Source organism: Pseudomonas sp. FP2300, assembly GCF_030687595.1.
Lineage (GTDB): Bacteria > Pseudomonadota > Gammaproteobacteria > Pseudomonadales > Pseudomonadaceae > Aquipseudomonas > Aquipseudomonas bijieensis.
On the sequence record NZ_CP117440.1, the window covers coordinates 1,494,849 to 1,518,196 of the forward strand.

A 23,348-nucleotide genomic window follows, 5' to 3' on the forward strand; every position below is an offset into this window, starting at 1 on the left:
GGCGACCCTTGGCAAAGCTGCTACTCTCGGCGCGCTTTTGTGACTTCTCGGCCTTGATTCAAGCCAGATTCACCAATAAACACACCAATAATAATCGCATCAAATGCGGTGAGAATTCGCGTTGCTGAGGAGTGGGCTTCCATGATCGAAGACTTTTGGAAGGATAAGTACCCAGCTGGGATTGCTGCCGACATCAATCCAGATGAGTATCCGAATATTCAGGCGGTGTTGAAGCAGTCCTGCCAACGCTTTGCCGACAAGCCGGCATTCAGCAACCTCGGCAAGACGATCACCTACGGTGAACTCTACGAGTTGTCCGGGGCCTTTGCCGCATACCTGCAACAGCATACCGATTTACAGCCGGGCGATCGAATCGCTGTGCAACTGCCCAACGTTCTCCAGTATCCGGTGGCCGTGTTCGGTGCTATTCGCGCCGGGCTGATCGTGGTCAATACCAACCCGCTGTACACCGCGCGGGAAATGGAACACCAGTTCAACGACTCCGGGGCCAAGGCGCTGGTGTGCCTGGCGAACATGGCGCACCTGGCCGAGACTGTGGTGCCCAAGACGGGCGTCAAGCACGTCATCGTCACCGAAGTCGCCGACCTGCTGCCGCCGCTCAAGCGCCTGTTGATCAACAGCGTGATCAAGTACGTCAAGAAGATGGTCCCGGCCTACCACTTGCCCAAGGCCGTCAAGTTCAACGACGTGCTGAGCAAAGGTCATGGCCAACCCGTGAACGAAGCCAACCCCACCAGCGACGATGTGGCTGTGCTGCAATACACCGGCGGCACCACCGGCGTGGCCAAGGGCGCGATGCTCAGCCACCGCAACCTGGTGGCGAACATGTTGCAGTGCAAGGCGCTGATGGGCTCCAACCTCAATGAAGGTTGCGAAGTGCTGATCACGCCGCTGCCGCTGTACCACATCTATGCCTTCACCTTTCATTGCATGGCGATGATGCTGATCGGCAACCACAACATCCTGATCAGCAACCCGCGCGACCTTTCGGCGATGGTCAAGGAGTTGTCGAAGTGGAAGTTCAGCGGTTTCGTCGGCCTCAATACGCTGTTCGTCGCCCTGTGCAACAACGAAGCCTTCCGCAAGCTGGACTTCTCGGCACTGAAAGTCACCCTGTCCGGCGGTATGGCCCTGCAACTGGCAGCGGCTGAACGTTGGAAAGCGGTGACCGGCTGCCCGATCTGCGAAGGCTATGGCATGACCGAAACCAGCCCGGTGGCTACCGTCAACCCGATCCAGAACATCCAGGTCGGCACCATCGGCATTCCGGTGCCGTCGACGCTGTGCAAGGTGATCAATGACGCGGGCGTCGAACAGCCATTGGGCGAAATCGGCGAATTGTGTGTGAAAGGTCCGCAGGTCATGAAGGGCTACTGGCAGCGCCAGGAAGCCACCGACGAGATCCTCGACAGCGAAGGCTGGCTCAAGACCGGCGATATCGCGGTGATCCAGCCAGACGGCTACATGCGCATCGTCGATCGCAAGAAAGACATGATCCTGATCTCCGGCTTCAACGTGTACCCCAATGAGCTGGAAGATGTGTTGGCAACCCTGCCGGGCGTGCTGCAATGCGCGGCCATCGGCATCCCGGACGAGAAGTCCGGCGAGGCGATCAAGATCTTCATCGTCGCACGGCCGGGTGTCACGTTGACCAAGGAGCAGGTGATGGAACACATGCGCGCCAACGTCACCGGCTACAAGGTGCCCAAGGCCGTGGAGTTCCGCGACGCGTTGCCGACCACCAACGTGGGCAAGATCCTGCGGCGCGAATTGCGTGACGAAGAGCTCAGGAAGCTGGGGCTGAAGAAGTAAGACCGTTGCCAATGAAAAGCCCGGTTCTTGGCGGCAATGCCAGTCAACTTGACTGACTGGCATTGCCGCCAAGAACCGGGTTTTTTACATTCCCGCCGGTGAACGAAGTGGCGGGTCAGCTCCCTCCTTCACGGCACCTGGAACACTTGCGTTCAGGCTGGCCAGATCTTGGCTCGGGCCGGCTGGCTGTCGAGAGGGAATTTATAGTCCTTGGTGTCCGAGGCCTCGATTTTAAAGTGCTTCAATGCAGCGGCGACCCATACTGCAGAGAGGTCGTGATTGGCATATTTCTCTTTGCTGCAGTAGGTAGTGCGGGTCGATTTCTGCAGAAACGACTGGTATCCCTTAGGCATTTCAATACTCCTTTCAGATAGAGTTTCAGATAGGGGTCAGAGCACACGACTGACGTTACTTGGCGACCAGCGCATTTCCGTGTCCTGGCCACGGTAAGACGCCACTTTCACGCGCCGATCTCCAAAGGCGCGCAGGTCCCAATTCGGCTGGTAAGACAGGCACAAAATGTAGGGGTAGCGCAGGTCCCACAGGTTGATATCGAGATTGGGCACGAAGGGGCGCAACACGGCTTCCTTCTCCTGGGCCGCGCCGCCACTGTCCCATTGCAGAACCCCGCAGGTCTGGGCGTTGATCAGATAGAAGGGGTGCATGCCGTATTTTGGCCCCGCCGGCTGCGCGTACCACAGCGCCTTGGCGCCATCGCCCGCGCTATCGTCTTCCAATGTGATGCGCTCCGGGACATGGGGGTCGACGGCGATCTGCCAGGTGTTCCAATGGTGGCTGCGGAACTTCACGAAGGGGATGGCTTGCCCCTTGAAGATGTCGTTGCAAGTGAACTTCGCCGTACCGTCTTCAGTGGTATAGAGGTCGGCGTCAATCTCCAGCTCCGTGCGCAGTGTTCGTTCCGGATCGCCGAAGCCGATCACGTAGACATCCCCACCTTTGTCATGGGATGTGCCGTTGCCGTAGCCGATCAGCCCATAGCTGGCTCCGGCATAGGGGCATGGCACGCAGCGAAGGGAATCGTCGCGCCAGCGATGCAGTGTCGCCTCCGAGCCGCCGCATTTATTCTTCAGGAACGCGATGATGTGATCCGGCGGGCTATAGCGGCTTTCCCGCGGCCAGAATTGCGTCGCCAGCAGTACGATGGCGTGCTCAAGTCCCATGGACTCGACACCGGACTTGAACGTATTCCAGAACTGGTTGATGTCGGACACGGCGCTACCGATGGCGGGGGCTGCGAAATGCTCTTCCCGGCCCTGCAATGTCTTGCGATCAACCACCCGCACCTTGATCCCGGGCGTGCCGACGGCTCCGCTCGCAAGCGCTTGCCGTGTCACGTTGCCGACGTCGAGGCTGCTGTAGCGCCAGGTCGAATGGACGCTCAGCGAGCGGCCCCTATAGTGTTCCAAGGCCGTCTGTGCCGCGATGCGCCGCTGCTTGTCGGCAATGAAGGCGTAGACAGGCTTGAATTCTCGCCCGACGACTACCGGTTTTTTCCCCACCGAAGCGATCCATTGGTTCGTCTTGCCGTCATACTTTTTCGGCTTGGTGAAGATGACGTCGGAGAAGATGTCGTTGTCGCCGCCCTCAGTGGTGACCGAGGCGTCGCGGCTCTCCATGTATTGCTTGCGCTCGACCGTATCGTCGATCGAACCGTCGGCCGTGAAGAAGATGCCGTACTCGGCCTCCAGTTCGACCTTGATCTTTTCGAGTTCCGTCACTTTGGATTTCTGCACCAGGGCCTGGAAGTACAGATTGCCGCCCAGGGTGATCGAGGTCACCACGTCGGTCCCGAACAGGTCGAAGAACCGATAGAACTCATGCGCGTCCTGGGGGGTGAACGCCGTCGGCAGGCGGGCGACTTCTTCGCTGAACCTGGGCGAGAGCGCCGCGTCCGAGACCGCATCGAGTTTCGCGCCGCCGAAGATGAGGCGCAGGGTCCGCACGGCGGCCGTATTGTCTTGGTGAGAGGTATATTTCTTTTCAAAGTTGAGGTGAAATTCGGCGGAAAATTCACCGTAGCTGGCACTCGAATTGAATTCGGCCTTTGTTGTGTGGCGATAGTCCAGAATCGATTGGAAGAACGATGAGTAATCTTCGCGTCGGGTATCCGTGTGCCGTTTGATGCCGGCGCCGGAGGTCGGGTCAAATACGCGTTCATCCGGTGCCCGGGCTGCGCTGAGGCGGTTTCGACCATAGCCGAGATCGCCGTTGAGCTTGTTGTAATCCGCGGCTTGGAGGACGCCTGGTATATCCATTTTGTTATTCATGGTTTGCTCCTGCCCAATAATGGATTGATAGATGTATGCCTTGTCTTGGCCTTATCGGGTGGAGCCAATATGAGGCGACGACGCTCATGGCGACAGGCCACGGCGGTATCAGCTCGGTATCAGTTTGGTATCAGACGCAACGATGAGAAATGAACGAGCCGCAGCGCGGGAACCGCGTTGCTGGTGCAGGGTTGTTCAAGGGCCTGTTCGAGGGTGTTGGGCAGTTCCAGTGCCCAAGCGAGACGCATAAAAAAATCCGACACCTGGTCAGGTATCGGATTTTTCTTGCAAAGCACAAAACCTGTGAGGAGGGGATTAAGCCCCTGCGCCGCTACCCGCTACAACCGGAACTGCGCAAAATCCAGGTTGGTGCCACCGGGCCGCATGTCTTGCAGGTAGGAATCCTTGTCGGCACTCAGTTCCAGGCTCAGGGCTGCCTTGCGCTTGCCCTGGTTGCGCACTTCCAGGCCTTCCATCTTCTCGCGCAGGAACACGGTCGGCACCTTCAGGTGCAGCAGCTCATCGGTGGCTGGCGTGTGTAGCAACAGATGAATCCATTCGTATTGACCGATGGCCAGGCGCGCCACCGGGATATCGAACCAGAAGATGTTGCGATTGCGGTTCAATTCGCTGAAGTGGCAGTTATTGACGCCCAGTACGGCGCCGCCCAGTTCCTGGTTTCTGCGGGCGATGGCCTGCTTTTTATCGAGTTTCATAACGTTCCTACGAGATTGGAGCTTCAGGGCGCAGCCTGAATACGTGGGGCATTCTCGGGGGTGGATCGGCAAACATAAAGCGCAACCTGCATCTGACGATGAAATGCGCTGCTGAAAAAATGAAACTCCCCGCAAACGGCCTCGGTCAACCCTTATGTAATGACTTTTCGTACAGTTGTTCACAGGAGAAACATCATGGGTAGCACGAGCGATAAAGTGAAGGGCGTTGCCAACGAAGCCGTCGGCAACATCAAGCAAGGCGTCGGCAAGGCCACCGACAATGACCGCATGCGCGCCGAGGGCGTGGTCCAGGAGAAAAAAGGTGAAGCCCAGCAAACCGTGGGCAAGGCCAAGGATGCAGTCAAGAAAGGCGTTGACGAGGCATAACCGGCCTGTTGAAAAATCGATTGAAACGGCCATCTGCGGGTGGCCGTTTTCATGTCGGCTCGAACTTGCACCGGGGAAATTGTTCCAAAGTCGCCAAACAGGTTACTTTTGTCTTGGATAGCAAACCCGTGAGTCGCCAGGCGACCTTCCTTTTTTGCGGCGAAAGGAGACGCACATGATGTTCCCGGCCTTGAAAGGCTTGCCCTTGCATCGTGTGATGATGCGTACCGTGACCGAGTTTCTCGACGACGAGATGTCGACCTACGCCTCGGCATTGGCGTACCAGATGCTGTTCTCGCTGTTTCCGTTCATTCTCTTTTTGATCGCGTTGATCGGCTTCCTGCACCTGCCGGACTTCTTCTCCTGGCTGCGCCTGCAATCGGAGCTGGTGCTGCCACCCCAGGCCCTGGAGCAGGTCAACCCGGTGATCGACCAGCTCCAGCAATCCAAGGGCGGGTTGTTGTCGGTGGGTATCGTCATTGCCCTGTGGACCGCCTCGGCGGGCGTGCGGCTGATGATGAGCGCGATGAACGCCGCCTACGATGTGGTGGAAGGCCGCCCGGCCTGGAAACGCTTTCCGCTATCGATCTTCTACACGGTCGGCATCGCCGGCATGCTGCTGGCGGCTGCGGCGCTGATGGTGCTCGGGCCGCAAGTGATGGGCTGGATCGCGGCCCAGGTCGGCCTGGAGGAGTTCATCGTCACGCTCTGGACCATCGTGCGCTGGCCGGTGATCGTGATCTTGCTGATGGTGGCCGTGGCCCTGATCTATTACGTGATGCCCGACGTCAAGCAGGAGTTTCGCTTCATCACGCCGGGGTCGGTGCTGGCGGTGGTGGTGTGGATCATCGCTTCCCTGGGCTTCGCGTTTTACGTCAAGACCTTTGCCAACTACAACGCCATGTACGGCAGCATCGGCGCGATCATCGTGTTGTTGCTGTATTTCTATATTTCTGCGGCGGTGCTGTTGCTTGGCGCGGAGATGAATGCGGTGATCGAACACATGTCTAGCGAGGGCAAGAACCCGGGCGAAAAGAGCGCGGGCGAGCACGAAAAACAGCATGTGTCGGGCCTGGGCCGCGACCATTCCATTCCTCTCACCCATCCTGACGAAGCCCGACCATGATCCGTGAAATCCTGAAAATGGGCGACGAACGCCTACTGCGCATCGCCCCGCCGGTGCCTGTCGAAATGTTCGACAGCCCAGAGTTGTGGCAATTGATCGACGATATGTTCCAGACCATGGAAAGCGTTGGCGGTGTCGGCCTGGCGGCGCCGCAGATCGGCGTCGACCTGCAACTGGTGATCTTCGGCTTCGAGCACAGCGAGCGTTACCCCGACGCCGAGGCAGTGCCACAGACCATCCTGATCAATCCGTTGATTACCCCGCTGAGTCCACTGATGGAGGAGGGCTTCGAAGGCTGCCTTTCGGTGCCTGGCTTGCGTGGGGCGGTGGATCGCTACCAGCACATTCGCTACGAAGGTTTTGATCCGAAGGGCGAGCCGATCGTGCGCACCGCTTCAGGTTTTCATGCGCGCGTGGTGCAGCATGAGTGCGATCACCTGATCGGGCGCTTGTACCCCTCGCGGATTACGGACTTCAGCAAGTTCGGGTTTACCGAGGTGATGTTTCCCGACCTGGATCCGACTGCGGACGACTGACGAAATCACCAAACACATCCCCTGTGGGAGCGAGCCTGCTCGCGATAGCGGTGTACCTGTCAGCTCATCTGCTGGATGTTAAACCGGAATCGCGAGCAGGCTCGCTCCCACAATGGATTGTATTGAATTTCAGAAGAGTACTTTTGACTCAAGCCCCATCGCAATCATCGGCTTGCTGCGCGCATACCGGCTCAGACGCTCAGCCATCGCATAGGGCAGTTCAGGGTCGAAGCTGAAACCACGTCGCTCATAAAAGCCGCGCAAATCCGGGTGGCAGAACAGCCACACCGGTCCTTCGACACCCTTCACCGCTTCAGCGATCAACCGCGCCGCAATCCCTTGTTCGCGATACGCCGGGTCGACCAACAACCCCGTCAACCAATGCCCGCCCGACACCGGTCGCAAGCACAGTGCGGCGACGATTTCATCCCGCCGCGCCACCCATAGCTGCGCTTCCCGAACCGCTTTCATTGAGGATTGGTGGGTGCGGTAAAACTTGTTCATCAGCGGCCACAGCGGCTCTTGGAGCTGTGTGTAGTGGATTTCGGACATGGCAGGGTCGAGGGCGATAAGGGGAGGGCGATTATAAAAGAACGCGAGTGCGGCGATAGGTGTATACCTGACTTCACATCCCGTATGACTGGAGTACGTATCATGGCCAAAGGCATGGATTCAAAAAAAGCGGCAAAGAAAAAACCGGCGAAGACCGCCGATGAAAAACGCGCCGACAAAAAAACCAAGAAGGTGAACCTGTTCGGTCATTGAACCGCTACCGTCTTGATTGACCTCAGGATGAGCTGGGGCGCTAACCCCAGCTCAAACGCTATGCAATGCGTCGAGGCTCAAAGCGAAGCCAGAAACATGTCCGTGGCCGAGATTTTGTCGTCGGTGCGGCTTTCCTGGGCCTTTTCCACTTGCGCCATCGCCGACTTGTCCTGCATACGCTGGGCAATTTCCTGGCTGACCGCCATCTGCTTCTCGGGCGGCATTGCCTCGAACTCTTCCTCGGTAATGCCCATTTCTTCCAGGATGCTGTCGCGCAGGCGCTCTTCGGGCGTCTTGCTCATGTAGTCCTTGAATGCAGCTGTCGCGGAGCCGCCAAGCGCCTTGGTTTCTTCGGCCGTTGGCGAAGCCACGGTCTGCAATTGTACGCGGGTCTTGGCGAAGGCCTCGTCCACCTTGTCGCTGATGGCGGTGGCTGCGTTGACCTGTTGCGTGGCTTGTCGGGTGAAGGAGTCCTGGACCTGGGCACTGCCCTGGCTCGCCTGGGCCTGGACGTTATCGCGCAACGCCTGCAACGCGGCGCTTTGCAGGCCGCTGGCGGCTTCGGCGGTAGGGTCTTCGCCCGGGCGTTTGAGCGGCAAGACCATCGCTTGCTGTTTTGCACTGACCAACATGATGAACACCTGTGGGTAATGGCTGAGCGATGGGCAGGAGCAATTCCCGTGCCGTCGCCGCAAGGCCTCTGTGTCATGGGTTGTGCGCAGGCGGTCGGCGGGCGGGGCGGCCAACCCTTGCCGGCGGACGGCATGGATCGACCGCGTTTGTGGGTATCAGGTGCTTTCGCGGACCTTGAGCTCAAAGCCCATGTCCACCACCGGCTGCGTGATGCGGTTGCCAGCCATCAACGTCAGCATTTGTTCGGCGGCGCGGCGGCCGATGGCTTCCCGTGGGGTGCTGATGCTGCTCAGGCGCGGCACCATGTGGGCCGAGGCGGGCAGGTCGTTGAAACCCAGGACCGAGACCTGCTCGGGAATCTTGATGCCGCAGCGAAGTGCCTCGAACAAGGCGCCGTGGGCCAGGTCGTCGTTGCCGAAGAAGATCGCATCGACGTCCGGATGACTGGCCAGCAGTTGCAGGAACAGCTCGCCGCCCAGGCCCACCGAGGACGGGCGCGGCGTCAGCACTTCCAGGTCCGGGTCATACAACCCGGCGCTCTGCAGGGCGCGACGAAAGCCTTCGCCGCGCAGCAGGGTGCGCTGATCCAGTTGCGCGCCGATGTAGGCCAGGCGCTTGCGCCCTTTGGAAATCAAGTGCTCGGCCGCCGTTTCGCCGGCCTTGAGCTGGGAAAAACCGACGCAGTTGAGCCCCGCGCCAGGATCCAGCTCCATCATGTACACGCACGGGATATTGCTGGCCTCGATCATGCGTCGGGCGCTTTCGGTGCGGTCGAAACCGGTCAACAGCAAACCACGCGGCTGATAGGCCATGTAGTTGCGCAGCAGGTCTTCTTCTTCGTCCCGGGAATAGTGGTAATTGCCGATCACCACTTCGAAGCCCTTGGGTCGCAGCACCCGATGAATGGCTTCCAGGGTGTCGATGAACAACAGGTTGGACAACGACGGCACCAGCACCACCACCGAATGGCTCTGGGCCGAAGCCAGGGCTCGGGCGGCGGGGTTGACGACGTAGTTGAGCTCCACGGCGGCCTGGCGGACTTTTTCCACCAGCTCAGTGGCGACGGTGCTGACGCCACGCAGGGCACGGGAGGCGGTGATCGGGCTGACACCGGCCAGGCGTGCGACTTCGTTGAGCGTAGGGCGACCAGTGGTGCGTGTATTCTTATCGTTTTTAGGGGCGGTCATCAGGGCGGCTTGCCAAACAAAAATCAAGGCACTAAGGTAGCGCTGTCTCGACGCGTCTGCAAATGCGTGAGTGGGGTTTGCCTGAGCCCCGTCCGTTGGCGTCGTGAACGAACATGCTGCAACCACAAAAATGACAAGAAGGCGTCGGCAACTTCTGCTTTTGCTGCGGTGTCATAACTGGCAAAGGTAGCGCTGTCTGCGCGCTGAGGTGTTACATGAATAATCCCATCTCCGCCCTGGTCATCATGGGCGTTGCCGGTTGCGGCAAAACCTGCGTCAGCCAGGCCCTGTGCCAGTTGAGCGGCGCCACCGCCATCGAAGGCGACACGTTCCACCCCGCGGCCAACATCCAGAAGATGAGCGCCGGTATCCCCTTGAACGACGACGACCGTGCCGGCTGGCTCGACAGCCTCTGCGACGAGTTGCGCCGTGTCGATGCCTTGGGCGAGCGCCCGGTGCTGACCTGCTCGGCCCTCAAGCACAGTTATCGCGAGCGTCTGCGCAGCGCTTTGCCAGGCCTGGGCTTCGTATTCCTTGAATTGACCCCCGAAGTGGCCGCCGATCGCGTTTCCCATCGTCCCGGCCATTTCATGCCGTCGACCCTGATCGACAGCCAGTTTGCCACCCTTCAATCCCCTGTCGGCGAGCCCCTGACCCTGGCTCTGGATGCGTCCAGCCACAGTGTGGATGAACTGGCGCATCAGGCTTACGTCTGGTGGTTGGACCATGGTTTGAAGCTTGCCAGCTGAGTTTCAAAAGTTTGCGTCAGAAAGATAGCGCTACCCCGACGGCTAACCAATAACTGCTTCAATAACAACAACAAATCAGGAGACACCTCCCATGTTCGGCATGTCCCACGAGACGTTCCTGCTGCTCGATGCAGTGGTCACGGTGATCGGACTCATCATCCTCATCACCAAGTTCAAGTTCCACCCGTTCATTGCCCTGACCATCGCTGCCGCGTTCCTCGGCCTGACGTCGGGCATGCCGACCGGCACCATCATCAAGGCGTTCCAGGACGGCTTCGGTGGCGTGCTGGGCTTTGTCGGCATCATCCTGGCGCTGGGCACGATGCTCGGCAAAATGATGGCCGAGTCGGGCGGGGCCGATCAGATCGCCCAGACCCTGATCCGCGCCTTCGGCAAGGACAAGGTGCAGTGGGCCATGATGTTCGCCGCGTTTCTGGTGGGCATCCCACTGTTCTTCGAAATCGGCTTCGTGTTGCTGATCCCGCTGGTGTTCATCGTCGCGCGCCGCACCGGCGTGTCGATCATCAAGATCGGTATCCCGCTGCTGGCCGGTCTTTCCGCGGTCCACGGCCTGGTGCCACCGCACCCGGGGCCGCTGCTGGCGATTGGCGTGTTTGGCGCCGACATCGGCAAGACCATTCTCTATGGCCTGATCGTCGCGCTGCCAACCGCCATCATTGCCGGGCCGATCTTCGGTACGTTCATTGCCAAGCACATCCCCGGTCACCCGAATCAGGAACTGGTGGACCAACTGGCTCGCGAGACGAACTCCGCCGAGCTGCCAAGCTTCAGCATCACCCTGATCACCGTGCTGTCGCCGGTATTCCTGATGCTGCTCAAGACTTTCGCTGACGTGGCGCTGCCGGACGGCAACCTCTTCCGCGCCTGGATGGACATGATCGGCCACCCGATCTCGGCCTTGCTGCTGGCGCTGTTGCTGTCGCTGTACACCTTCGGCTACAAACAAGGCATCGGTTCCAGCCAGATGCTCAAATGGCTGGACGCCAGCCTTGCGCCGACCGCTGCGATCATCCTGATCATTGGTGCCGGTGGTGGCTTCAAGCAGATGCTGGTCACCAGCGGCGTGGGCGATGTGATCGGTCACATGGCGGTGAGTGCGCAGATTTCCCCGATCCTGCTGGCTTGGCTGGTGGCAGCGGTGATCCGTATTGCGACGGGCTCGGCGACGGTGGCGACCATTACCGGTGCCGGGATCGTGGTGCCGGTGGTGGGGATGATTCCGGGCGTGAACCGTGAGCTGCTGGTCCTGGCGACCGGTGCCGGTTCGTTGATCCTGTCTCACGTCAACGATGCGGGCTTCTGGCTGGTCAAGCAGTACTTCAACATGACCGTGGCCGAAACCTTCAAGACCTGGACCGCGATGGAAACCATCCTGTCCGTGGTGGGCTTGATCTTTATCCTGTTGCTGTCGCTGGTGGTCTAACTAACAGCGCATAACAACTGTGGGAGCGGGCTTGCTCGCGAAAGCGCAGTATCAGTCAACAGAGATGTTGAATGTTACATCGCCTTCGCGAGCAAGCCCGCTCCCACATTGGTTTAGTGTCAGGCGCCAGGTTTGTTTATCAAGCCATCCGCCCGGAACATCCCACGGATGCCACGGACAGCCTGGCGAATCCGGTCCTGGTTTTCGATCAGCGCAAAGCGCACGTGATCATCCCCATATTCCCCGAACCCCACCCCCGGCGAGACGCAGACCTTGGCTTCGGCCAACAGCTTCTTGGCGAACTCCAGTGAACCCAGATGTGCATAAGCCTCGGGGATCTTGGCCCAGACATACATCGACGCCTTGGGGTTTTCCACCATCCAGCCCAGTTCATGCAGGCCCTTGACCAGCACATTGCGGCGCTGGCGGTATTGCTCGGCGATGTCGCGCACACATTGCTGGTCGCCTTCAAGGGCGGCGATGGCGGCCACTTGCAGCGGCGTGAAGGTGCCGTAGTCGTGGTAGCTCTTGATCCGCGCCAGGGCGCTGACCAGTTCCGGGTTGCCCACCATGAAACCGATGCGCCAGCCGGCCATGTTGTAGCTCTTGGACAGGGTGAAGAATTCCACCGCGATATCTTTCGCGCCAGGCACCTGCATGATCGACGGAGCTTTCCAGCCGTCATAGACGATGTCGGCGTAGGCCAGGTCGTGGATCACCAGCACGTCGTATTGCTTGGCCAGGGCGATGACCCGTTCGAAAAAGTCCAGCTCCACGCACTGCGCGGTCGGGTTGGACGGAAAACCCAGGATCATCATTTTCGGCTTGGGAATCGAGCCGCGAATGGCCCGTTCCAGTTCGTCGAAGAAATCCACGCCCGGCACCAGCGGCACTGAACGCACCTGGGCGCCGGCGATCACCGCACCGTAGATGTGGATCGGATAGCTGGGGTTGGGTACCAGTACCGTGTCGCCCTGGTCCAGGGTCGCCAGCATCAGGTGGGCCAGGCCCTCCTTGGAGCCGATGGTGACAATGGCTTCGGTTTCCGGGTCGATGTCCACCTCATAGCGGTCCTTGTACCAGCGCGAAATGGCGCGGCGCAGGCGCGGGATGCCTTTGGAGGTGGAATAACCGTGGGTATCTTCACGCTGGGCGACGGTGACCAGCTTTTCCACGATGTGCGGGGGCGTGGCGCCGTCGGGGTTACCCATGCTCAAGTCGATGATGTCTTCGCCGCGCCGACGCGCAGCCATCTTCAGCTCGGCAGTGATATTGAATACATAGGGGGGGAGTCGATCGATGCGCGCAAAGCGGCGCGGCGAACCTTGTTCGGCCATTGTTGCCTCGAGATACGTGAGCGCCCGGAACCGTCCGAGCGACGTTGGCCACTGCGGTGGCCTGTGGCGGAAGATAATGGCGCTGATGGCCAATTGTCCAGTAGCGGCGCGCAACTATTTTCGACGACACTGTCGACCTCGCGCGCGGCCATCAATGACGGCTGCGGGCAGTTGAATGCGCCGCCCTCGATCGAACGGAATGAATGATGGAATTTTCCAGCGGTTTCCTGCTGAGTCTCTCCCTGTGCCTGGACATTGGCGTGGCCAATATCGCGATGATCACCCTGGCGATGCAGCGCGGCTATTTCCAGGGTTTCGCCCTGGGCCTGGGCACCTGCGTGGGCGACCTGGTCTATGCGGTCCTGGCCCTGGCCGGCATGACCGTGCTGCTGCAATACGAAGCGGTGCGTTGGGTGTTGTGGCTCGGTGGCTCGGTGCTGTTGCTGTATTTCGCGGCGAAGATGATCCATTCGGCGATCTATCACAGCGCAGTGCTGGCCGAGGCTGGCGAGGTGCAGGGCAACTCCTCGCGCCAGGAGTTTTTTCGCGGGATTTTCCTGGCCATGTCATCGCCCAGTGCCATTCTCTGGTTCGCGGCGGTGGGTGGTACGTTGATCGCTCGTTCGGGTGGCGGGACCTTGCTCAGTTCGGCGCTGTTTCTCAGCGGTTTTCTCTGCGCCGGGCTGCTGTGGTGTGCGGCTCTGTGCCTGGCAGCGACCCAGGGCGGCAGACTGTTGGGGGATAAACTGTTGCGTTACTCCTATTGGGCATCCGCTGCGATCTTCTGTTATTTTGCGGTGTATGTGATTGTTTCTGGCTACAACGAGTTTGTAGGAAAAACCGTCGCCGGCGCCTTGCCTGGCATCTGATAAGCGAAACGGCCCTGGCAATCACCGTTTGGCTTCTATACTGCCAAGCCCGACTTCAAGTTTTGCTGGAGTGTTGCCGCATGGAAAAGCATAAACGCGATTACACAGCCGAACCACGCTTTGAACAGGGACGTTTCCAGCTCATCGCCGGCTTCGGTGCTCGTTTTACCCAGGACACTGCCCAAGATATCCCTTTGCTTTGGGAAAAGTTCCTGCCCTGGCTCGGCAAGGTGCCAGGGCAGAAAGATGAAGTGACCTACGGTGTGTGTTGCAACCCGGACGAGGAGGGCGGGTTCGAATACATTGCCGGCGTGGAAATCAGCCGGCTCGACGATCTGCCGGAACAATACCATTGGATCGAAATCCCGCCCGGGCGCTACGCCGTGTTCGAACATCGGGGCCCGTTGAAGACACTGCCGCAAACTTTCCAGTACATCTGGAGCGAGTGGTTACCGCAGTCCGGCCACGAAGGGGCCTGCACACCGGAATTCGAACGCTACAGCGAAGACTTCAACCCCAGGACCGGCCAAGGCACCCTGGAGATCTGGATCCCGCTCAAGCCGAGCTGATATCACCCTTTTTGCGCAATGGGAAACCTGTGGGAGCGAGCCTGCTCGCGATTGGGGTGGGCCAGCTTGCATTGAGGTTGGATGTGCCACCGCTATCGCGCTCGCTGCCACAGAAGAGTCATGCCTTGGTCAAAACACCAACCCCATCCGCCGCTCATAACCGATGCGGCCTCTGTAGGCCTCGCCACTGTCGACCCAGCCCAGCCGGGTGTACAGGCCGATGGCCGAGTCGTTGTCGGCGTCCACCGAGAGTTCCAGCCCGCGGATTTCCGGCCAGGCGGCTCGCGCCACGGCGGGTAGCGCCTGCAGGCAGGCCTTGCCATAACCTTTGCCCTGGGCCCGATAGTCGACTTGCAGGGCATGCAGGGTGGCGCTGTGTTCATTGGCCCAGGCGGGCAGTACCGGCGGGCGCTTGAGCAGCAGGAAGGCCACCGGCACCTGCTCAGCCAATAGTGCAAAGCCCCTGACCCCGGGGCCGGGCTTGGACAGCAGCGTGTGCAGGGCACCGTGGATATCGCCGGCGAACTTGATCTGTTCGGGGTGGATTTCGATGGCGCTGACCTGTTCGCGTTGAAGCGGGGTCAGGTCTTCGTAGGGTACGAGCTGAACGGTCACAAAAACGTCCGTTGTCTGCCGGCAGAATTGGATTTGGATTCTAGCGAATTTTTTTCCTTGAATTATTTTTGTTGGGTTGTCGATTCGCTGTTTCTCCAAACGACAAAGGGTGTCTTCAATAAAAACCTGCGGAGAATCACCATGAATACCCAAGCCACTGAAACCCAGATCCAGGCCCTGATCGACACCTATCGCCAAGCCGTCATGGCCAAGGACGTTGACAAGGTCATGGCGCTCTACGACGAGAACATTGTCTCGTTCGACGCCATCCAGGCCTTGCAATTCAAGGGTAAGGCCGCTTACCGGGCCCATTGGCAAGCCTGCATGGAAATGTGCCCCGGCCCGCACAAGTTCGATTTCCACCAGGTCAAGATCACCTCGGCTGAGAACATCGCCTTCGCCCACTGGCTGGCCTATTGCGGCGGCACCAACGACAAAGGCGAAGAACAGGCCTGCTGGATGCGTGTGACGGCCTGCTACCAGCGTGCAGCCGGGCAATGGCGGATCGTCCATGAGCATTGGTCCGCGCCGTTCGATCCGATGGCCGGTACGGCGCTGTTCGACCTGCAACCCTGATCGTCGGTTTTTTCGCCGAGTGTCTTCCAGCCGTTCATAGTTGATCAGTTCGATCACGGAGCCTTCCATGAAGTACCTATGCCTGGTGTATAGCAACGAACACACGCTGCATAACTCGCCCGACAGCCCGGAGGACGCCGAGTGCATGGCCTATGCCGAATCGATCCAAGGCAGTGGGCGCATGCTCGCCGCCGAGGCCCTGGAGTCGGTGCAGACCGCTACCACGGTGCGCATGCGCGGCGGCAAGCTGTCGATCACCGACGGTCCGTTCGCCGAAACCAAGGAGCAACTGGCGGGCTTCTACCTGATCGATGCCAAGGACCTCAACGAAGCTATCCAGGTCGCCGGCAATATTCCGGCGGCCCGGGTCGGCTGCGTCGAAGTACGACCGGTTCGCCAACTGAACCCCTGAACAACAAGCACAAACAGGATTTCATTCATGAACCTTGCAGCTGCCGCTTACGCGTTATCCATCAGCCGGGTGATCGATGCCCCGCGCCAGAAGATTTTCCGCGCCTGGACCGAGCCGGCCTTGCTGGTCCAATGGTGGGGACCCCATGGCATGACCACGCCAGAGTGCGAAATGGACCTATGGGTCGGCGGCCAGTTTCGCACCCTGATGCGTGCGCCCGACGGCAGTGAATACCCTACCATGGGTGTGTTCCTGGAAATCCTCGCCCCGCGGCGCCTGGTGTTCACCGATGCGTTCGTGCCCGGTTGGATCCCCTCCGGCAAGGCCTTCATGACCGCAGAGGTGCTGCTCGAGGAGGTGGACGGCAAAACCCATTACACCGCCCGTGCGCTGCACTGGAGCGAGGAGGACCGTCAGGCGCACGAAGCCATGGGCTTCCATGAGGGGTGGGGCCAGAGCCTGGACCGGCTCGAGGCACTGGTTACCCAAGGCATGCCCGACTGATGTCGGCCGAAACGGTCAAGGCGCGCGTCGAGCAGGTTTATCGGCAAGACTCGCGGCGGATCCTGGCGACACTGATTCGCCTGCTGGGGGACTTCGACCTCGCCGAAGAAGCCTTGCACGAGGCCTTCTTCATTGCGGTCGAGCGCTGGCAGCGCGACGGTGTGCCGGAAAATCCGCGGGCCTGGCTGGTTTCTGCCGGGCGTTTCAAGGCCATCGACAGTTTGCGCAGGCGCGCGCGTTTCGCCGCGTCCCGGCCGATGTTGATCGCCCAGCTCGAAGAGCTGGAGCAGGGCCAGTGGAGTGAGGAAGACGTGGAAGACGATCGCCTGCGGCTGATTTTCACCTGTTGCCACCCGGCCCTGGCAGCTGATGCTCAGGTGCCTCTGACACTGCGAGAGGTCTGTGACCTGACAACCGAGCAAATCGCCCGGGCTTTCCTCGCCGCTCCGGCGGCCATAGCCCAACGCATCGTGCGGGCCAAGGCGAAAATCCGCGATGCCGGGATCCCTTACCAGGTGCCGTCTCGTGCGGAGCTGCCGGAACGGTTGGACAGTGTGCTGCGGGTGATCTACCTGGTGTTCAACGAAGGTTATTCGGCGTCGATGGGCGCTGAGTTGACTCGCGAAGACCTGACCCGCGAAGCCATCCGCCTTGGGCGTTTGTTGATGGAGTTGCTGCCCGAGGCCGAGGTCATGGGGTTGCTGGCGTTGATGTTGCTGCACGAGTCCCGGCGACCGGCGCGAACGTCGTCGACCGGTGAACTGATCTTGCTGGATGAGCAGGAGCGATCTTTGTGGGACGCCGAGTTGATCGCCGAGGGCTGTGGGCTGGTGGAAACCGCGCTGAAGACCCGGCGGTTCGGGCCGTACTGCCTGCAAGCGGCGATTGCGGCGGTGCATGCCGAAGCGCCGACGGCGGAGCAGACCGACTGGCCGCAGATCGTCGGGCTTTATGATGTTTTGTTGCGGGCTGTGCCGTCGCCGGTAATCGAGCTCAATCGCGCCGCCGCCCTGGCCAAGCGCGACGGACCGGAAGCAGGCTTGCGCCTCGTTGACGGGATACTCGCCAGGGGGGATTTGACTGACTATCACCTGGCCTATTCGGCACGGGCGGAGTTCTGTCGGCAGTTGGGGCAAGTGGACGAGGCCAGGGCCGCGTACCGACGTGCGCTCGAACTGACGCAGCAACTGCCCGAACGGCGATTTATCGAAGGGCGGCTTGCTGGATTGCAGCGATGAACCACAAACAACGAAGTTCCTGTGGGAGCGGGCTTGCTCGCGAAGGCTGAGTGTCAGGCTACATCAATGTCGACTGTGCCGACGTCTTCGCGAGCAAGCCCGCTCCCACAGGGTCTGTGGCTGGCATCACTTTTGTGAACAGCTGAAATCAACTGTGGGAGCGAGCCTGCTCGCGATAGCGGTGGATCAGCCAACCGTGATGTCGACTGATATGCCCTCATCGCGAGCAGGCTCGCTCCCACAGGTTTTGTTTCTCGCGTTGATCAGAACTCGTGATCAGCGTTGTCCGGGTTCAGGTCGCTGATGCCCAGCTTGCCCGCAGCCTGTTCGATCGAACCGGTCTGCTTGACCAGTGCGGCGATGGCGTCGCGCACGATCTGATTGCCGGCAGTGTTGCCTGCGGCGATCAGTTGGTCGTAGTGCTCACCCTTGTTGGCGTGATCGACCATGACCTGGATCTTGGCCTCGGTATCCGCCAGGTCGGCCTTAAGCGCGGTGTCGGCGGCCGGGTCGGCCTTGGCCACCAGGGACGAAAGGCTGGCACCGGTCATCTTGGTACCGTCGACGCGGGTGTATTCGCCCAGGTACACGTTGCGCACGCCCTTGGCATCGTAGAAGTGCGAGTTGTGGGTGTTGTCGCTGAAGCAATCCTGCTCGTCTTCTGGCGAGTTGGCCTCCAGGGACACCTTCATGCGCTCGCCCGCCAGTTCGCCCAGGGACAGGCTGCCCATGCCGAACAGCATCTTGCGCAGGCCGCTTTCGGCTGGTTCGGCTTCCAAGGTGGCGCGGTAGTTGTCGGTCACGTTCGGCTTCCAGTTGCCGACCATTTCTTCCAGGTCGCTGACCAGCAATTGGGTCACGGACTTGAGGTAGGCACGGCGACGGTCGTTGTGGCCGCCCGTGGCGCCGGCACCTTGCAGGTAGTCCGAAGCCGGACGGTTGCCCGCGCCAGGGCCGGTGCCGTTGAGGTCCTGGCCCCACAGCAGGAATTCGATGGCGTGGTAGCCGGTGGCGACGTTCGCCTCGGAACCGCCCAGCTCGTTGAGGCTGGCGAGTTTTTCCGGGGTGATGTCTTTCACGTCGACCTTGTCTTCGCCCACCTGGACTTCAGTGTTGGCGATGATGTTGGCGGTGGCGCCCGGGTTGCCCAGGGCGTGCTCGTAGGACTTGTCGACGTAGTCGATCAGGCCTTCGTCCAGGGGCCAGGCGTTCACCTGGCCTTCCCAGTCGTCGATGATGGTGTTGCCGAAGCGGAACACTTCGCTTTGCAGGTACGGCACGCGTGCGGCAACCCAGGCAGCCCTGGCGGCTTTCAGGGTCTCGGCGTTCGGCTTGGCCAGGAACGCGTCGACGGCGGTTTGCAGGGTCTTCGCAGTGGATTCGGCATCGCTGTAGACGGCATAGACGATGTCGGCATAGTGCGCGACAACGGCCTTGGCGGCGGCTTCGTCGACTTTGCCGGCAGCAGCAGGGGCGACCGGTGCCGCGGTGCTGGCGGCAGGCGTTGGCGCTTGCGGCGCGGCGGCCTTGTCTTTGCCTTCGCCGCAACCGGCGAGGGAAATAGCGATGGCCAGCAGACTGGCGGTAGCCAGGGGCATACGAATCATGGCGAACATCCTGCTTCGGTGATGGATGGGACAGGCGCGAGGGTGCGCAAAAACTGCGACATAATGCGAAAGATTTGCATTATGTGTAAAGGGTTATGGTTGTAAATATTTCTTATTTAATGATGCGGATCGCTGCCTTTCGGCAGCGTCTGTAGGCGCCTGGGAGGGGGAAATCAGATGATGGAAACCTTGCTGCGCTCGGCCTGCTTCAGATAAGCGCCCAATTCCCGTGCCGGCAGTGGTTTGCTGTAGTAATACCCCTGACCTTCGTGGCAGCCCTCGGCGATGATGTAGGCTTCCTGCTCGACTGTCTCGACGCCCTCGGCAATGACCTGCATCCCCAGGCTCTTGCCCAATTGGATGATGGCCCGGACGATGGTAGCGTCGTCCTCGTCGTCGAGCAGGTCCTGGACGAAGCTCTTGTCGATCTTGATCTTGTCCAGCGGCAGGCTCTTGAGGTAGCTCAGGGACGAATAGCCGGTCCCGAAGTCATCGATGGCAATCAGCGCCCCGGAACGGCGCAGGCTCAGCAAATGCTGGGCAGCGGTGGTGATGTCTTCCATCAGGCCGGTTTCGGTGACTTCCAGCTCCAGGCTGCGCGGCGGCAGCCGGTACATTTGCAGGAGATTGTTCACCACCCGTGGCAATTCGGCGTGGTGCAGTTGCACCGTCGACAGGTTGACCGCCATGCGCAGGTCGACGAAGCCCTGGTCGTGCCATTCGCGCAATTGACTGCAAGCCTGGTCCAGTACCCATTCGCCAATGGCGATGATGGTGCCGTTCTGCTCGGCCAGGGGAATGAACAGGTCCGGCGGCACCAGGCCGTGCTCGGGATGGTGCCAGCGGATCAGGGCTTCGGTGCCCACCACGCGCAGGTCGCGGTAACTGATCTGTGGCTGGTACACCAGGGAGAACTGCTCGCGGGCCAGGGCCTCGCGCAAGTCTTTTTCCAGTTCACGCCGGCGGCGCATTTCGCTGTCGACGCTGGCGATGTAGAACTGGTAGCGATTGCGTGAGCGACTCTTGGCCAGGGTCATGGTCTGCTCGGCTTTCTGCAACAGTTTCTCGGTGCTGTCGCCATCTTCGGGGAAGAGGGTGATACCGATGGTGGCCCGCAGGCGGATTTGCTGGTCGTCGATGACGAACGGCGCTTCCAGGTCATCGAGGATGCTCTGGGCCAGCTCGGCGGCCTCGTAGGGCTGTTCGATGTCGGCCTGGACCAGGGCGAACTGGTCGCCCCCCAGTCGCGCCAGGGCGCCGAGCCGGCCACTGTGGGCCCGCAGCCGATCGGCCAAGGCCAGCAGCAACTGGTCGCCGGTCTGGTAGCTGAACTGTTCGTTGATACCCTTGAAATCATCCAGCCCCACACACAGCACCGCTACCCGGCGTTGCAGGCGCCCGGCATCCACCAGGATCTTGTCCAGTTGCTGTTGAAGCTGCTGACGGTTGGGCAGGCCGGTGAGAAAGTCGTACTGGGCCATTCGCAGCAGGCTGTTTTCCGCTTCGTGGCGCAGGTGCGTGTTGCGCTCGATGGATTCGAGCAATTGGTTGGCCGTATTGATCCACAGGCCCAGCTCGTTTTGCTCGTGGCCTCGCAACTGCGGGATCTTGTGCTCGCTGGGGCGATCCGGGTTGATTTCAGTCAGGTGCTCGATGATCCGCGACAACGGTTTGGTCAGCAGCCAGTGATAGACCAGGTACAACACCAGGCCCATGGCCAGGGCCCGCAGCATCCCGGAAATGAAGATGATCACCGAGTTGACGATGAAACCCTCGCCGTAGGTGGCGGTGTCGAGCGTAATGCTCAGGTCGCCGTAATATTCACTGTAGGGCCCGCGTCCTACCAGTTGCGTGGTGTAAGTGCGCTCCTTGCCCAGGATCAGGTCGGTCAGCCAGCGGCTTTCGGAGTGCTGCAAGGGCCGGGTTTTTTCGGCGAGCATGGTTTCGCGGGGATGGCCGATGGAAGCCATGCGCACGGCTTTGTCCTGGAACAGGCCCTCGATCACTTGCATGCCCATTTCCCGGTCCAGGCTGTAGACGGCCTGGGTCGAAGGATCGCGGAACATATCGAGGATACGGTGGGCGTCACTGGCGACAGCCTGGTTGGTTTTATAGGCATCGAACACGATCTGGGCGCAGCTCAAGATCATGCCAACGATCAATGCCGAGAGGAGCACGACCCGGAGCAACTTCACAGACAAGCTGTTCTTGAGTTCCAGCTTCAAAGAGTGGTTCCTTGTTCCGTGCGGGTAGCGTCAAGTTGCCATGAGTATTGGCAATCCTGTGATGGCAGTCAAAGGGACAATCAAACACAAGGGTTTTCGCTTGAAACCTGACCGATGTACGTTTTTTCCAGAGTGTTTGCTCTATGACCATTGTGTCGGTTGGAAGGGGCCGCAACTTGAGGCCTCCAGGGATTTTTTCTTGGGTTCCAGACGCGAGGTATTTTGCCTGCGGACATTTTTACCCGGCGAAAAAAACCCGGCGCGGTGCCGGGTTCTTTTGTCTGGCATTGACGCTTAGGCAGTGAAGGCTTTGCCTTCGAATTGCTCTGCGACGAATTTCCAGTTGACCAGGTTCCAGAACGCTTCGACGTATTTCGGACGAAGGTTACGGTAGTCGATGTAGTAGGCGTGTTCCCAGACGTCGCAAGTCAGCAGCGGGGTGTCGCCGCTGGTCAGCGGGTTGCCGGCGCCGATGGTGCTGGCCAGGGCCAGGGAACCGTCAGCCTTTTTCACCAGCCAGCCCCAGCCGGAACCGAAGGTGCCGATGGAAGTCTTGCTGAACTCTTCCTTGAACTTGTCGAACGAACCGAAGGCCTTGTTGATGGCTTCGGCCAGTTCGCCGGTTGGTTGACCGCCGGCGTTTGGCGCCAGGCAGTTCCAGTAGAAGGTGTGGTTCCAGACCTGAGCGGCGTTGTTGAAGATACCGCCCGAGGAAGTCTTGACGATTTCTTCCAGAGACTTGCCTTCGAACTCGGTGCCTGGCACCAGGTTGTTCAGGTTCACGACGTAGGTGTTGTGGTGCTTGTCGTGGTGGAATTCCAGAGTTTCTTTGGAGATGTGCGGCGCCAGTGCGTCGTGTGGATAGGGCAGCGGCGGCAATTCGAAAGCCATGGTGATTCTCCTAATCAGGTCAGTTGCGGTGAGCGCAAGGCCGATCACGGGCGGCCAGACTAGCGCCGGGGAGTTTGTACTCTTTGCGGCGCAGGAGTCGGATCATAGCACCGGGGGTGCGGCATAACCACGCAACAACTGTGTGGGATAGAGGTTCCAGAGCGGTTTGGAATAATCAGCCGTTGACGATCAATTGCACCGCCACGGTAAACATCATCGCCGCCACCAGCAGGTCGAGAATCCGCCAGGTGCTTGGACGAGCCAGCCAGGGTGCCAGCCACGCGGCACCGAAGGCCAGGGTGAAGAACCACAGCAGTGAGGCACTGGCCGCCCCCACCACATAGGCACCGGGGACACTTTGCTGGGCACCGAGGGAGCCGATCAGCAACACGGTATCGAGGTACACGTGGGGATTGAGCAGCGTCACCGCCAGCGCGCTGAGCAGTACGGCCCGTAGCGAGCGCACGGCCTGTTTTTCCCCTTGTTGCAGGCTCTGTTTCGAGCAGGCCCGACGCAACGCCTGGCTGCCGTACCAGAGCAGGAATATCGCGCCGCCCCAGCGAGCGATCGACAGCAGCAACGGGCTTTGAGCCAGCAAGGTCGCCAGCCCGAACACGCCGGCGGCGACCAGCAACGCATCGCAGGTGATACACAGCGCCGCTACCGGCAAGTGATGCTCGCGACGCAGGCTCTGGGCCAGCACAAACGCGTTCTGCGCGCCAATGGCCATGATCAGCCCAAGTGCCACCAGCAGTCCGTTAACGTAGCTTTGCCACATGATTTTTACTCCCCCGTCGATGCTTGAATGCTGGCCATTCTCCGGTGGCAAGCTGTATAAGAA

At 60.2% G+C, this 23,348-nt stretch carries 24 protein-coding genes; 12 read left to right on the forward strand and 12 right to left on the reverse strand.

Going from position 1 to position 23,348, the window contains the following annotated elements; translation table 11 throughout:
* Positions 1–141 precede the first annotated feature (141 nt).
* The gene (gene fadD1, locus PSH86_RS06555) at positions 142–1,833 is read left to right on the forward strand and encodes a long-chain-fatty-acid--CoA ligase FadD1 (RefSeq protein WP_109755758.1); all 1,692 of its coding nucleotides are present in this window, start codon (positions 142–144) and stop codon (positions 1,831–1,833) included.
* 152 nt (positions 1,834–1,985) lie between these two features.
* On the opposite strand, the gene PSH86_RS06560 is transcribed toward fadD1, so the two are convergent.
* The 3 genes from PSH86_RS06560 to PSH86_RS06570 all read right to left on the reverse strand — a co-directional run bounded on the left by PSH86_RS06560 (position 1,986) and on the right by PSH86_RS06570 (position 4,837).
* Entirely contained in the window at positions 1,986–2,186 is a 201-nt protein-coding gene (locus PSH86_RS06560) for a hypothetical protein (protein WP_109755759.1), read from the reverse strand.
* A 36-nt stretch (positions 2,187–2,222) separates the two neighbouring features.
* Positions 2,223–4,121, reverse strand: a complete 1,899-nt coding sequence (locus tag PSH86_RS06565; RefSeq protein WP_109755760.1) for an MAC/perforin domain-containing protein — start codon at positions 4,119–4,121, stop codon at positions 2,223–2,225.
* A gap of 338 nt (positions 4,122–4,459) precedes the next feature.
* Entirely contained in the window at positions 4,460–4,837 is a 378-nt protein-coding gene (locus PSH86_RS06570; RefSeq protein WP_030139341.1) for a hypothetical protein, read from the reverse strand.
* Between the two features lie 195 nt (positions 4,838–5,032).
* On the opposite strand from PSH86_RS06570, the gene PSH86_RS06575 reads away from it, so the two are divergent.
* The 3 genes from PSH86_RS06575 (at position 5,033) to def (ending at position 6,886) form a co-directional block, all read left to right on the forward strand.
* Positions 5,033–5,224, forward strand: coding sequence for a CsbD family protein (locus tag PSH86_RS06575; RefSeq protein ID WP_058545733.1), 192 nt, complete (start codon positions 5,033–5,035; stop codon positions 5,222–5,224).
* A 175-nt stretch (positions 5,225–5,399) separates the two neighbouring features.
* Entirely contained in the window at positions 5,400–6,350 is a 951-nt protein-coding gene (locus PSH86_RS06580) for a YihY/virulence factor BrkB family protein (protein ID WP_116831625.1), read from the forward strand.
* A complete protein-coding gene (gene def / locus PSH86_RS06585) occupies positions 6,347–6,886 on the forward strand; it encodes a peptide deformylase (protein WP_109755762.1) in 540 nt (179 codons plus the stop codon). The genes PSH86_RS06580 and def overlap by 4 nt, the downstream gene beginning before the upstream one ends.
* Positions 6,887–7,015: 129 nt before the next feature.
* Here the strand turns inward: def and PSH86_RS06590 are convergent, their stop codons facing one another.
* The 3 genes from PSH86_RS06590 to PSH86_RS06600 all read right to left on the reverse strand — a co-directional run bounded on the left by PSH86_RS06590 (position 7,016) and on the right by PSH86_RS06600 (position 9,471).
* Complete coding sequence (locus PSH86_RS06590; protein ID WP_109755763.1) at positions 7,016–7,438, reverse strand: GNAT family N-acetyltransferase; 423 nt, start codon at positions 7,436–7,438, stop codon at positions 7,016–7,018.
* A gap of 290 nt (positions 7,439–7,728) precedes the next feature.
* Positions 7,729–8,283 (reverse strand): hypothetical protein, encoded by a 555-nt coding sequence (locus PSH86_RS06595; protein ID WP_212801980.1) that lies wholly within the window; start codon positions 8,281–8,283, stop codon positions 7,729–7,731.
* A gap of 156 nt (positions 8,284–8,439) precedes the next feature.
* On the reverse strand, positions 8,440–9,471 hold the full coding sequence (locus tag PSH86_RS06600) for a LacI family DNA-binding transcriptional regulator (protein ID WP_109755765.1): 1,032 nt from the start codon (positions 9,469–9,471) through the stop codon (positions 8,440–8,442).
* A 215-nt stretch (positions 9,472–9,686) separates the two neighbouring features.
* On the opposite strand from PSH86_RS06600, the gene PSH86_RS06605 reads away from it, so the two are divergent.
* Together PSH86_RS06605 and PSH86_RS06610 are read left to right on the forward strand one after the other, a co-directional pair.
* Entirely contained in the window at positions 9,687–10,220 is a 534-nt protein-coding gene (locus PSH86_RS06605; RefSeq protein ID WP_109755766.1) for a gluconokinase, read from the forward strand.
* Between the two features lie 91 nt (positions 10,221–10,311).
* A complete protein-coding gene (locus PSH86_RS06610; RefSeq protein ID WP_109755767.1) occupies positions 10,312–11,664 on the forward strand; it encodes a GntP family permease in 1,353 nt (450 codons plus the stop codon).
* A 119-nt stretch (positions 11,665–11,783) separates the two neighbouring features.
* On the opposite strand, the gene alaC is transcribed toward PSH86_RS06610, so the two are convergent.
* Entirely contained in the window at positions 11,784–13,001 is a 1,218-nt protein-coding gene (gene alaC, locus PSH86_RS06615; RefSeq protein WP_109755768.1) for an alanine transaminase, read from the reverse strand.
* A gap of 206 nt (positions 13,002–13,207) precedes the next feature.
* On the opposite strand from alaC, the gene PSH86_RS06620 reads away from it, so the two are divergent.
* Both PSH86_RS06620 and PSH86_RS06625 read left to right on the forward strand, forming a co-directional pair.
* Positions 13,208–13,870, forward strand: a complete 663-nt coding sequence (locus tag PSH86_RS06620; protein ID WP_109755769.1) for a LysE family translocator — start codon at positions 13,208–13,210, stop codon at positions 13,868–13,870.
* A gap of 80 nt (positions 13,871–13,950) precedes the next feature.
* Complete coding sequence (locus tag PSH86_RS06625) at positions 13,951–14,439, forward strand: GyrI-like domain-containing protein (protein ID WP_109755770.1); 489 nt, start codon at positions 13,951–13,953, stop codon at positions 14,437–14,439.
* A gap of 129 nt (positions 14,440–14,568) precedes the next feature.
* Here PSH86_RS06625 and PSH86_RS06630 read toward each other — a convergent pair whose 3' ends face one another.
* Positions 14,569–15,054 (reverse strand): N-acetyltransferase, encoded by a 486-nt coding sequence (locus PSH86_RS06630; RefSeq protein ID WP_116831628.1) that lies wholly within the window; start codon positions 15,052–15,054, stop codon positions 14,569–14,571.
* Positions 15,055–15,195: 141 nt separating this feature from the next.
* Here PSH86_RS06630 and PSH86_RS06635 point away from each other — a divergent pair, with 141 nt between their 5' ends.
* The 4 genes from PSH86_RS06635 to PSH86_RS06650 all read left to right on the forward strand — a co-directional run bounded on the left by PSH86_RS06635 (position 15,196) and on the right by PSH86_RS06650 (position 17,784).
* A complete protein-coding gene (locus PSH86_RS06635; protein ID WP_212801981.1) occupies positions 15,196–15,630 on the forward strand; it encodes a nuclear transport factor 2 family protein in 435 nt (144 codons plus the stop codon).
* A 67-nt stretch (positions 15,631–15,697) separates the two neighbouring features.
* Positions 15,698–16,042 (forward strand): YciI family protein, encoded by a 345-nt coding sequence (locus PSH86_RS06640; RefSeq protein ID WP_003198606.1) that lies wholly within the window; start codon positions 15,698–15,700, stop codon positions 16,040–16,042.
* Positions 16,043–16,069: 27 nt separating this feature from the next.
* Positions 16,070–16,546: an SRPBCC family protein gene (locus tag PSH86_RS06645; protein ID WP_116831629.1), complete on the forward strand. Its 477-nt coding sequence runs from the start codon at positions 16,070–16,072 to the stop codon at positions 16,544–16,546.
* Positions 16,546–17,784, forward strand: coding sequence for an RNA polymerase sigma factor (locus tag PSH86_RS06650; protein WP_232200737.1), 1,239 nt, complete (start codon positions 16,546–16,548; stop codon positions 17,782–17,784). The genes PSH86_RS06645 and PSH86_RS06650 overlap by 1 nt, the downstream gene beginning before the upstream one ends.
* A 263-nt stretch (positions 17,785–18,047) precedes the next feature.
* Here PSH86_RS06650 and PSH86_RS06655 read toward each other — a convergent pair whose 3' ends face one another.
* The 4 genes from PSH86_RS06655 to PSH86_RS06670 all read right to left on the reverse strand — a co-directional run bounded on the left by PSH86_RS06655 (position 18,048) and on the right by PSH86_RS06670 (position 23,285).
* Positions 18,048–19,391, reverse strand: a complete 1,344-nt coding sequence (locus tag PSH86_RS06655) for an imelysin family protein (protein WP_109755775.1) — start codon at positions 19,389–19,391, stop codon at positions 18,048–18,050.
* A gap of 173 nt (positions 19,392–19,564) precedes the next feature.
* Complete coding sequence (locus PSH86_RS06660) at positions 19,565–21,616, reverse strand: bifunctional diguanylate cyclase/phosphodiesterase (protein WP_116831631.1); 2,052 nt, start codon at positions 21,614–21,616, stop codon at positions 19,565–19,567.
* Positions 21,617–21,910: 294 nt separating this feature from the next.
* Positions 21,911–22,507 carry a superoxide dismutase gene (locus PSH86_RS06665; protein WP_116831632.1) on the reverse strand — a complete coding sequence of 199 codons (597 nt, stop codon included), beginning with the start codon at positions 22,505–22,507 and terminating at the stop codon, positions 21,911–21,913.
* A gap of 175 nt (positions 22,508–22,682) precedes the next feature.
* Positions 22,683–23,285: a LysE/ArgO family amino acid transporter gene (locus PSH86_RS06670; RefSeq protein WP_109755778.1), complete on the reverse strand. Its 603-nt coding sequence runs from the start codon at positions 23,283–23,285 to the stop codon at positions 22,683–22,685.
* Positions 23,286–23,348: the final 63 nt, after the last annotated feature.